Genomic DNA, 10,473 nt, shown 5'->3' with positions numbered 1-10,473 from the left:
ATCACCGAGATCGCCGCAGCTGCACTCGTCCTGCTCCACCTTCAACGCCCCGTCAGCGAATGAGGCGAGAAAACCTCAGTGGGACTGTTCCTTGACGGTATCCGTCTTGAACAGGTCGGTGAGCTGCCGCACTTGCTCTGAAAACTCGGACTCCTTGCCGGACTCCTCCTTGAGTCGTCGAACTCGAGCACGCGCGGAAATGAGCTTGCGGGCGTTAACTCTCATCGAGTCGATCGCGGAATTTACGTTGTCGTTGATCGCGTCGAGGTCGATCGATGAGTCTACGAGAGCCATCCGCCCAACGGGCTCCCGCGAGTACTCCAGAATTTCACCCTGGGAGAAGGCGGCCAGCGGACACACGGCGGCCGGATCGGCGTCAATCTCTGCCCAGTCGGTTCCGGTCTGCTGGAGGACTCTCGATGGAGCAGAGCCAGCCGTGCTAAATGTGCGCTCGATCTGGTACCGCTTACCGTCGCCAGCAAGTCCTAGTCGGACGACGCCACCATTCGTCAGAGCCTTCGCCATGCGAGAGTCGACTTCTTGGCGAATAGCTGGGAAGGCCTCAGGGTCTACCTGCTGGTCAAGTACGAAGCGTACGGCCTCGAGTATGAGCGATTTTCCGGCCCCTGTCCCGCCCAGAAGACAGTTCAGATCGGGTGACAGTTCGATTCTCTGTCCGCCGAGGAATCCGCCTGCGATCTCGATAGATTCGATACGCCGGTAGGGCGGAACCTCTGGCGGGGCGTCGAGTGAGATGCGGAGCTCGGGATCAGCGAATGCATGCTTCAAGCCGATCAGATCCGGGCGGCTCGCCTTTATCCACGTTCGTCGTGCGCCTATACCGGAGACGCTATGGCAGTTGCGTGTGGGGTCCCATGTATCTGACCCTCGAACGAATGCCACCGTGCGCCCGCCGGCCACAGTACTCGCCACCCGATCAATGGTGTCCATGTGAACGACTTCGACCGCGCTAATCGCGGAGTTGAGCAGGGTCTTCTTCAGGTGCGCTTTGACGGCCAGCTGCAGTAGTCCCTTGTCCTTCTCCACATGCGCGGCGATCGCTAGTCCGCCAGACCGTTCGACCTTCATTGCAGCGTCCGCGAATCCGACAGTGGCCGCGATGTCGAGCTTGCCACGATCGGTCCGTCCGATACCGAGCGTGACGAGAAGTTCTTCAACCGTGCCTGGATCGGTGCCTTCTTCCCACACAGCGAGCAGGTGGCCCTCGGTGGTGCTGATCTCGACGCCCGGTAGCACTACAAGTGGCATGTCGACCGCTGCGTCGGCAACCTGCTGACACCACGACGCTGTGTTGTGGTCAGTGACAGCAATGGCATGAAGGCCAGCCTCGACCGCGGCGCCGACGATCTCTGCAGCCGTGCCGAAATTCTCGTCCTTGGCATCCTCCGAGCCCGGCGTGTGGACATGAAGGTCAACAGCCCAGAACTTCGCCCAATTGCTCATGTGGCGCCTCCAGTGGGCCGTCCGACACACCCCGACCAGCCGGCCGTGCGCATCAGGGGTAACATGCAGCGCCGACGGTGCCGAGAAGCACAACGCTGATCACGCGGGATAGCCTAGCGAGATGCCCGTCAGCGCATATCACGACCAAGGTTACGCGGGTCGTCCAGCGGCCGGTCTTCGGACTCCAATCCGCCGCGCAAGCCACCGATCTGCGACCGACGGAGGCTATGCGGGCGGTATTTCCTCGTGAACTCGACAGCGCCCACGAACACGGTCTTGAGGACGAACCAGAGTGCCTGGCCTAGCGGCTCTTGCGAGAGTGCGCCGAGTTCGGGACGCCGGTCTTGTGCGTGAGTCCCAACCTCATGTCCCTCAGGAGAAGCTCGATCAGAGCCTCCTCGTGGACGGCCGTGCCGTGGCGTTGCATCGCCAAGGCCAACCTCGGATCCCACGGTGTGGAGCGGGCAGCTCCCTCCAGTGGGAGGCGTTCCGTGGCCTGCGCGTTTTTGATCGCCGCGTCGTAGTCCTCGGCATTCATCCGCCACGGGCTTGCCCCGAGTGTGTACAGCCGGTTCGCGATTTCGATGCCGGGCCAGTCGAAGTCTCCGTGGTAGTGCACGGACACGTCGTCGTCGATGAGCCGTGCAAGAAGGCGCCAGGCTGCAGTGGAGGGATTGCCAGAGGTACAGACGATGGGCGAGGCACGACCTGCGCGAGCCGCCGCCTGCACCACCTGTGGGTTCTCGCAGGCCCACACGGAGGTCTCTGGCTCGGCCACCAGTATCCGCTCGGCGCCTTCTGCCAGGCTGCCGGGGAGCAGGCCTGCTGCTTCCAGCTCCTGCAGGGTCAGGTGCGTAACCACTCCGGCGTCGGCCCTCAAACGCATCGACCTCGCCCACAGGCTGTCACCTGGTGGTCGCAAGCCCCAGGTCAGGACCGTTCCGGACACGTTGTCCGGCGAGACGCCGAGCATCGCCCACAGGCCTCGCCGCTCACCAGCGGTTCCCGGCACTGGTAGGCCGACCGCAGCGGCCGCAGCGCGGAGCACCAGCCGCGCGGTCGTCCTGCCCTCGTCGAGCCCATGGGCGCTACCCGTGGTCCGGGTGGCGAGTTCGCCCAGCTCGACGAAGGTGAGTCCAGATGGTTCGACCGGGACGCCGTCGGCCCTGTTCGGCTTCAACGCGCCCGACCTGGCAAGCTCCGACAGAACCGCCCCGGCTTCGTTCACGATCCGGCCACCCGTGTCGCCGGCCTTAGTGAGCAGGCCGGACTTCCGGACGCCTTCGACGAATCCGGCTACCCATGGTGCATCCGCTAATCCGGCGCGCGCGAGAGCGGTGTCCAGCCGAGCCCACAACGCGCTGCGCGCCTCGTCCTGTTGTCTCCGCGCGGCTGGCCGGTCGATCAACGACCCCCCGGTGAGATCGGCGACGACGCTCACCAGGCCGGCCTGGGCCGCCGAGGCGCGAAGTGCGACGTCGAGCGCCGTCAAGGAGATCTTCCGGCGGCCCGGTTTCCACCCTCGGTGGGACATCCCGACCAGTCCGTTGAGCCGGTCCGCTGCCTCGTAGTCAAGGTTGGCAGTCACTACACCGGTCACGGCAAGCGAGTTGCGCTCCAGATGAGTCCGGATCGCAGTCCAGAGCCCGGCGAGTGACGGGTGACCAAGGTTCCTGCGAACGTCATCGGACAGCGGCACGCCTGCCCCGGCCGCAGGCTTCTCTTTGTGAGTGGCATCCATCTCCATCACCCCATCGGACGCAGGTGCCGGTTATGCCCGTCCCAATGCACGCGCGTTGTGATCGCTGCAGTCCCTTCTCCGCGTCGCACTTCGTAGGCGTCCAGTGCGGGCACCTGGGGATACGTGCCCCAAAGGGAGTGCCCAGTCATGACGAAGTCGATGTCGAGCCGCACAAGCAGTCCCATCAGCTCCGCGATGGTGGGGTCGTCGACCTTCGCGAAGGCGTCGTCGAGAAGCAGCATCCGCAACGACCGGGCCGTGTCGGGCAGGCCCGACAAGTAGGCGTCGATCGCAGCGAACAGCGTCACGTAGGAGACGAACCGCGTCTCTCCCTGGGACAGCTTGGCGCGCGTGCTGATGCGCCGTTCCTGCCCCGGCTCTGGCCCGAGGATGATGACCTCCATCCGGTGCCAGATGCGGTAGTCGAGCGCGCTGCGCAGGTGCGCGGCGTATCCGGAGGACGGGTCGAGCGCGAACGACCGGTCGACGCGGTCCCTGAGCAGGACGGTCAGTTCCTGGTCCTCCTCGCGCCTACGCAGCTCGCTGCTCCTAGAGACCAGGTCTCGCAGGCGTGTGACTGCCGGATCAGCGTCGTCGTCGAGCTTCCAGCGCAGTTTGACACCGATGCCGTGGCTGGTGCGGATGGTGCGCAGCGAAGCGTTCATGGCTTCGACAAGCTCGCTAGCGCGGTTGAGCCGGTCCCGCAGCTCGCCGGCGACGCCGCCGAGGACGAACTCCTCGAACACTTTCCGTTCCTTCTCGGTGAGCGCGGCCTCACCGTCAGCGACATGCTTGGTGAGCTCGGTGGCAGCTGCGGCGATCGGCCTGATCCCCGTCGCGTCCACGAGCGCGATGATCCGGATGCCCTCGTCGACTCTTGCGTCGATGTCGTAGATGCCGGACAGTTCGCGTTCCAGATGCTGTTGGGCCTTGCCGAGCGTGGTCTCGTCAGATCGGGTTGTGTGGTCATGGACGGCGCTGAGGATACGCGTGGCCACCGCCTTGACGGCGCGCGGTTCCGCGCCGGCAGCGGTCAGGTCTCCGGGATCGGACCGGAATGCTGCGGCAGTGATGCCTGTCAGGCCGCAGGTGCGCTGCAGCCGCGCGGCAGCGGAACTTAGGTTCTCGGTGGTTCCGGTGATGGCTTCCTCGGCGCGCTTGGCTTCGCCGTTGGCAGCGCTGACGTCGCTGATCAACTGTTCGTGCCGGGGCCGGGCCATGGCTGCTTCGCCGCGCGCGGTCTCGAGTGCTTGCGAAGTCTGTTGCAGGTTGTCGGCGGCTTCCTGCGCGTCGGCGCCGACGTTCTCCTGGAGTGCTGCGAGCTCGGCTGCCTCCTTGCTCCATACGGACCATGCCCGGCCTGCTTCGGATTCTGCTTCCTCGCGAGCCTGGATGGCGGACGCTAGGTTGACGAGCGCGTCCCTGTGAGCGTCCCGTCTCCGGTCGAGCCTGCGCAGTGCGTCCCCGGCGTGAACGCACTCGGCGGCTGCTCTCTCCGACCTGCCAGCCACTGTCTCTAGCTCTCGCGCGTCGGTCGGAAGTCCGCGTTCGCCGCAGATCTGGCGGTGCAGTTGCTGGTTCTTCTTCCAGCTGCGGTCCATCTCGTCGGCCTCCTGCCGCGCCTTCTGGGCGGCTTCCCCGGCCCTCTGCGCGCGGCGGGAGGCTTCTGCGGCGATGCTGTGCGAGGTGACGATCGGCTGGCTGCGTGGTGCCTTGCCGACGAGTATCGTCAGTGTCTCGATCTTCTCCTCGATCTGCTGGCGGGACGCTGCCCGGTGAGTGATCGCCTGGGCGATCTGCTGCCGTTCGGTAGTGATCTCGGCCAGCCGTGCCGCACGATGGGCTGCGCGCGCGGTCGCGCCGACGTACTGCGCCGCCTGGGGCCGGTGTTTTCCTGTGAGCGGGCCGGCGCCCCAGCCACCGTCCTTGGCGATCCACAGCGCCACTCCGCTGTCCTGCTTGCTGCCCGGTCCGGTGCTGTGGTGGTGGAGGCCGATGCGGGACAGGATCTCGTCGACGAGGTCTGTCGCAATTCCGCCGGACGGATCTGGCCGCAGGACGTCCGTGGCCGAACGGGTTGTGACCGGCGTCCCCCAGGCGGTCGCGAGCAGTTGTCCGTCCCCGGCGTGCAGTGTGCCGTCCGGGCTGATGCTGGCGGTGAGCAGCCCGGAGCCGGTCAGTGCGCCTTCGACACCGGCCCGGGCGTCGTTGTCGAGACCGGGGGCGAAGTCAACGGCTCGCCAGAACGGGACGGCTCCTTGCGGCTGTGCGATCTGCCCGGGTGCGGGGTCTGGCTCCGGATCCATGGCGGCTTCGAGCCTGCGCTGCTCTGCGGCGAGTTTGCTATCAGTGCGGCCGTCCTCGTCGTCGGCGATGTCGAGGAGGCTGATCTCCTTGAGGTACCGCTTACGTGGCGGTTCCGTGATCTCCTGTGCAGCGCTGTCGAGTGTCCGGAGCAGATCGACAGGAGCGTCCAGCAATGCGGCCGGATCGGCGAGGGCGTCGTCCACCCGCGCCAGCGCATCGGCACCATCGCGTTGTCCGGCCGGGGCGAGCGGCGCGACCATTGGGGCCGACAGCCAGGCCCGCCAGCCGACGACGTACTCGTCGACCACGTGGGAGAGCTCGTCGGAGCGTTCCTCAGCCTCCACCCCAGTAACCTCAGCGTCGCTCTCCCGGTCCGCAGCCTTCTCAGCGGCGCGGATCACGTGCTGGTGCTCCCGCTCGAGCACGTGTGCCGCTTCCCCGCGTCGGTGCGCATGCTCGGCCCGCAGCGTCACTGCCTGCCGGACGTCGTCGATCCGTGCCCCGAACCCGCTGGTGTCGTCGGGCGTGGTGCCCAGCGACCGTGGCACCGGTCGCAGGTGCGGCTGTGGGTCGCCGTCCACCGTCGTGCGGATCGCGACGGTGTGCGCACGTGAGTCGGCCGCTGTGACAACGAGGTCATTCGGCAGCCCGGCGACGATGCCGTCGGGCACACCAGCGTCAGTCATCGTCCTGCGTGCGGCACCGAGCGCCGCGTTCAGCACAGCGCCCGCATCGACGACGTCGTCGGCGCGCCTGTCGGCCTGTTCCACGGCGTTGCGCTCGTTCCCTCGTGCAGAACCGGACGCCGCGAATCGTGCCTCCGCCGTGTTCTTCTGCGCGTGGACCCGTTGTCCGCGTTCGTGCAGTTCCTGGTGGCCCTTGAAACCTGCGGACTCCTTGATCCCGGAGATCGTGGAGTCGAGTTCATCGATAGTGCTCTCGAGCTCGCGGAGGTCAGCCTCGACCTGCACCTTCTCGGTCTCGAGCGCCTTGTGATGGCGGCGTCGTTCCTGCGCTTCCCTGATCGTTTCGAGATGTGTGCCGGCTGCATCGCGTGCCGCTATGGCGGCCTCGGCCACCTTCGCAGCCGCATACCGCCGGTAGATGCCGAAGAACGCCTCTACGTGCTCCAGCGAGACCTTGAGCCGCTGCTGGGCGTCCCGGGTCTCGGTCAGGCCGTCGAGTTTCTCACCGGCCGCATCGAGCGCCCGCTCGGACAGTGGCGGGAGAGCGTCGGTGAGGATCTGCGGGAGGCGTCCCTCGTCGATCCGGTTGCCGACATCAGGCGAGCGCAGTGTGTGCAGCAGTTGAAGCAGCCCGCTGTACCGTTCGGCGGCCCGCTCCCCCGTCAGCCCGAACACGGTCTGCGCCACGCGCACGCGGTGCTCCTCGGGTGAGGTGCTGACTCGCTCGTGACCGACGCGTTCCGTCAGTTCGTCGCGCGACAACGGGTCGCGGGTCGCCGACATCAGCGACAGTCCACCCTCCCCGACCCGCAATGGCGTCGTGAAGTAGTGCGGCTTGACCTCACCCGTAGACCGGGACCAACGCAGGTGAGCGCCGATCGTGAGGTAGGCGTACCCATCGCCGTCCGGCCCCGACGACAGCATGCCGTCACGCTGGGTCTCACCGAGGGAGTCATCCAGGCCGAGCGGACGACGCAGTTCTGCCCACAAATATCCGACGCGGTTGCCCATTTCCTGCGCGCCGGACTTCATCAGGTCGCTGAGCTGGACCTTGCCCGAACCTGTGGCGTCCATACGGCGGCGGTCGGCGTCAAACAGGAAGGGAAACAGCAGCTCCAGGGCGCGGCTCTTGCCGGAGCCGTTAGTGCCGCGCAAGATGAGGCGTCCGCCGGAGATCTCGAAGGTGGTGTCGTAGTAGAACCAGACGTTGACGATTCCAGCCCGGTGCAGCGCCCACCTGTCGGCGTGATGCTTGGCCGGGGTGAGGTCCTCACCAGAGGGGGCGCCCACGGTGTTCAAGGACATGGCGGTCATGGGTGCCTCACGCATCGTTGTCAGGAAGCGGCAATTCGGGATGCAGCGTGAACAGGGAGTCCGGCTCTCCCGTGCTGCCAGTGTCCGGCCCGCCTGCTCGGCCAAGACCAATGTTGGTGCGGGACCGACTCGGGTGGTGTTCCGGCACGGGCCGATAGCGCGCGCAGGCCGGATGCAGGACGAGTCCGTCCTCAGTGACTCGCGCGAGTCCCGTCTCGGCCAGGAGTCCGACGACGGCTCGCTGGAAGCCATCGATGTCCTTGGTGTCGTTGCGCCACGCCTTGGCGTGGCGTCGCGCGAGGTCCTCGAGCTCCTCGGTGACGGACGGCCAGACCACGAGGAGCCCCGGAACGTCCTCGCCGGCGACGGTCGCGATCGTTCCGCCCGCCGGGCGAGCCTTGTCCGTCGCCGCATCGATCAGGAGCAGCGCCGCCTGACGGGTGGTGCCTTGACCGGGGAATCTCAGGTCGGAGAACTCCTCACCGTCGTCGTACGCGAGTGCCCCCTCTGCCCGGACCTCGAGGGTGAGACCGAGCAGATCGTCCAGGACTGCGGCGATGTCGCGGCGCTCGCGGGACAGCGCGTCGGCCTCGGCATCGGTGAGGGCCTCGCGGCGCACCAGCGGGTTCTCCACGAGCTGGCGGCGCAGGTCACGGCGGGGCTGCTCGACGGCGTCCGGGTCGGGTTCCCAGAGCGCTTCCGGCCCGGTCAGATTTGCCAGGGGCCGAGCCAGGAGGTGCGGGAGCAGCCCGCGGTTGACCGACAGCAGTGCTTCGTCCTTGCGTTCGCCCCAGGCCGCAACGCTGCCGTCGGTCTCGGTGAGCAGGCCCCAGTTGATGAGGTAGGTCAGCGCAACGACGATCGCGCGGCGGTCCGCGTGCTCGTCGGTAACCGTGATGCCGGCTCCTGCCGCGTCAGTCCGCAGACGCTCGACGAGCGCGGAGATGAGGATTTGTTCCCCGCCGCCCGGGGCGAGCAGGCCCGCACACAGCAAGGCGAGGCAGGTGTACGCGCGCGGCGTCAGCAAGTTGCCGTTCAGCCGGCGCGCGCCACGATGTGGCACGTCGGGAGAGAGTGGGTGCTTCACCAGTCGCGCGAAGCCAGTCTCGACGATGAGCCGGTAACCGAGCTGTATCTGGAACTGGCGTTTGAGCGCCGCAGAATGCCGACGGACCAGAGCGAGTTCTTCGGGGTGAGTGGCCGAAGTGAGGATCGGGTGCATGATGAGGACCCGCGCTGCCTCACGCCGCTCGTCCGCCATATGGGTGTCCGTCAGCGGGGTGCGGTTCCCAAGTGGGCCGGTCGCGCCCGCCGTGAGCGTCGGGGCGTTCCTCATGCTGAGCCCTCCGCTCTTGTTCGTGCCGTCTCACCGCGGGTCCTTGACGCCCCTGCGGTGATTCTCACACCGTGGACCGTCGTGTCACCGTCCGTGCTGTGGATGACGGTCTCTGCCGTAGGACCCGGCGAGGCGACGATGCGCAGGCCAAGATCGCTGTCCGTGAACTCGGCGGGTGCCTGCGGATCCAGCATCTGGTCCCGGGCAAGGAGCTGGGCGAACTGATCCAGGAGCAGGTTCCGGGCCGCCGGTGACACCCGAGCACCGTTCAGATCTCCCACGGCGACGAGTTCCGCGGCGGCCGCCCGCTTGCGCTGCTCCTCTTCCTCGGCGTCCGCCAGGAGCCGGTCACGGTCCAAGCCCGGATCTGGCACCTTGGCGCTGCGGCCCCGCGCGGTCCGGTCACCACGTTCCCGCAGCGAGAGCGGGACGTCGACTGGATCGGTGTCCCACCAGGACGTCGTCGGACCGGAACGCCCACTGTCCTCCGACGGCCCGAATAGTAGGTGCCGTGCCGGGTACGTGCCGAACGCGGCATCGAAGATCCGGTGAGCGGTCTCGGTGGCAGCGGCGTCGAACCATGCCGCGAGCTTGAGGAAGTCGGCCCGACGGGAGACTCCGGCACCCGAGGCCAACATGCGCCGGGCGTTGGCTAGGACCTGCCCGAGCGCCTGGTTCGCCGCGCCGCGGAGCTGGTCCGGGCCGGAGCGGCCACTATCTCCGTCGTACCACTCGCCGAGCGACTCCCAGTCCTCGGCCCGTCGTCCCGGGGAACGCTCGCCGTCTCCGTCGGTCATCACCGGGCTGGGCAGCGTGTCAAGGGCCGACAGGAGCACGGGCAGGTTCAGCGTGATGTTGTGCAGGTGCTCACCGATCAGAGGGGCATGGCGTTCCACGTCGCGCGTGATCAGGTCGACGTAGTCGAGCAGCATCGTCTTGAAGGCACGAAACTCGTCCAGATCAAGGTCGTAGCGCGACATCCGGCCTTGGACGAAGGCGTAGAAGTCCACGGCCGAGTCCTTGAACAACTGATGGTTGTTGAAGACGGTGGTCACGTCACCCGCGAGCGCGTCGATGTCAACCACCACCTCTCCCCTGGCGGTCAGCGCCTCGGTGGCCTCTTCGACACGACGTAGTGTCTCGGCGGTGCCACCCAGGAGCTCCCGGGCGATCTCGCGTGCTCCCTCCTTGGCCTTCAGGATCTCGTCGACCTGCCGGTGCACCCGTCCGCCGAGCTTCGATACCTGGTAGCGGGCCTTCGAGCGCAGATACTCCTGGATTGTGGCGACGCGCGCGTCCCGGAAGGAAAGGACCAGGTTGCCCCACTCCCTGAGCTGCTTGCAGCGCGTCTCGACGTCCTCGCGGGAGAGACCATTGTGACCGGCCTTCTCGAGCGCCGCGTGGGCCTCGGCCGCGGATAGGTCGGTGAGCAGCGACGAGGTGAAGAGCCGCATGAGCGCGATGTAGACCGCCGCGTGCTCGGTGGAGGTGACGTACCGGTAGAGGGAGAGGCGATCACCCCCGTCGTCACCCTCAGGCGACGGCGGTGGCTCTGAAACGGGTGAGGTGTTGCCAGCATCGCCGGTCACGCCCCGGACCCTAGACGTACGGCAGACATTTGGATA

Annotated in this window: 5 protein-coding genes; all 5 read right to left on the bottom strand. The window is 67.0% G+C overall.

All coding sequences use genetic code 11. From position 1 onward, the window contains the following. Positions 1-75: 75 nt before the first annotated feature. The 5 genes from ACYVK7_RS24200 to ACYVK7_RS24180 all read right to left on the bottom strand — a co-directional run bounded on the left by ACYVK7_RS24200 (position 76) and on the right by ACYVK7_RS24180 (position 10,437). On the bottom strand, positions 76-1,464 hold the full coding sequence (locus tag ACYVK7_RS24200; protein ID WP_460890276.1) for an AAA family ATPase: 1,389 nt from the start codon (positions 1,462-1,464) through the stop codon (positions 76-78). 301 nt (positions 1,465-1,765) lie between these two features. After that, positions 1,766-3,211, bottom strand: coding sequence for a TIGR02679 family protein (locus ACYVK7_RS24195; protein WP_460890275.1), 1,446 nt, complete (start codon positions 3,209-3,211; stop codon positions 1,766-1,768). Next, the gene (locus ACYVK7_RS24190; protein WP_460890274.1) at positions 3,211-7,512 is read right to left on the bottom strand and encodes a TIGR02680 family protein; all 4,302 of its coding nucleotides are present in this window, start codon (positions 7,510-7,512) and stop codon (positions 3,211-3,213) included. The genes ACYVK7_RS24195 and ACYVK7_RS24190 overlap by 1 nt, the downstream gene beginning before the upstream one ends. 7 nt (positions 7,513-7,519) lie before the next feature. Further along, complete coding sequence (locus tag ACYVK7_RS24185) at positions 7,520-8,848, bottom strand: TIGR02678 family protein (protein ID WP_460890273.1); 1,329 nt, start codon at positions 8,846-8,848, stop codon at positions 7,520-7,522. Beyond that, on the bottom strand, positions 8,845-10,437 hold the full coding sequence (locus ACYVK7_RS24180) for a DUF2397 domain-containing protein (protein ID WP_460890272.1): 1,593 nt from the start codon (positions 10,435-10,437) through the stop codon (positions 8,845-8,847). Before ACYVK7_RS24180 ends, ACYVK7_RS24185 begins: the two co-directional genes overlap by 4 nt. Between the last annotated feature and the right edge of the window lie 36 nt (positions 10,438-10,473).

The organism is Promicromonospora xylanilytica (assembly GCF_054782895.1).
The sequence above is the reverse complement of the archived record's forward strand: the minus strand, read 5'-3'. Positions and strand labels throughout refer to the sequence as shown.

Excerpts from the sequence above, each read along its gene's own strand:
- ACYVK7_RS24200 (WP_460890276.1), bottom strand. The coding sequence starts at position 1,464 with ATGAGCAATTGGGCGAAGTTCTGGGCTGTTGACCTTCATGTCCACACG.
- ACYVK7_RS24195 (WP_460890275.1), bottom strand. The coding sequence starts at position 3,211 with ATGGAGATGGATGCCACTCACAAAGAGAAGCCTGCGGCCGGGGCAGGC.
- ACYVK7_RS24190 (WP_460890274.1), bottom strand. The coding sequence starts at position 7,512 with ATGACCGCCATGTCCTTGAACACCGTGGGCGCCCCCTCTGGTGAGGAC.
- ACYVK7_RS24185 (WP_460890273.1), bottom strand. The coding sequence starts at position 8,848 with ATGAGGAACGCCCCGACGCTCACGGCGGGCGCGACCGGCCCACTTGGG.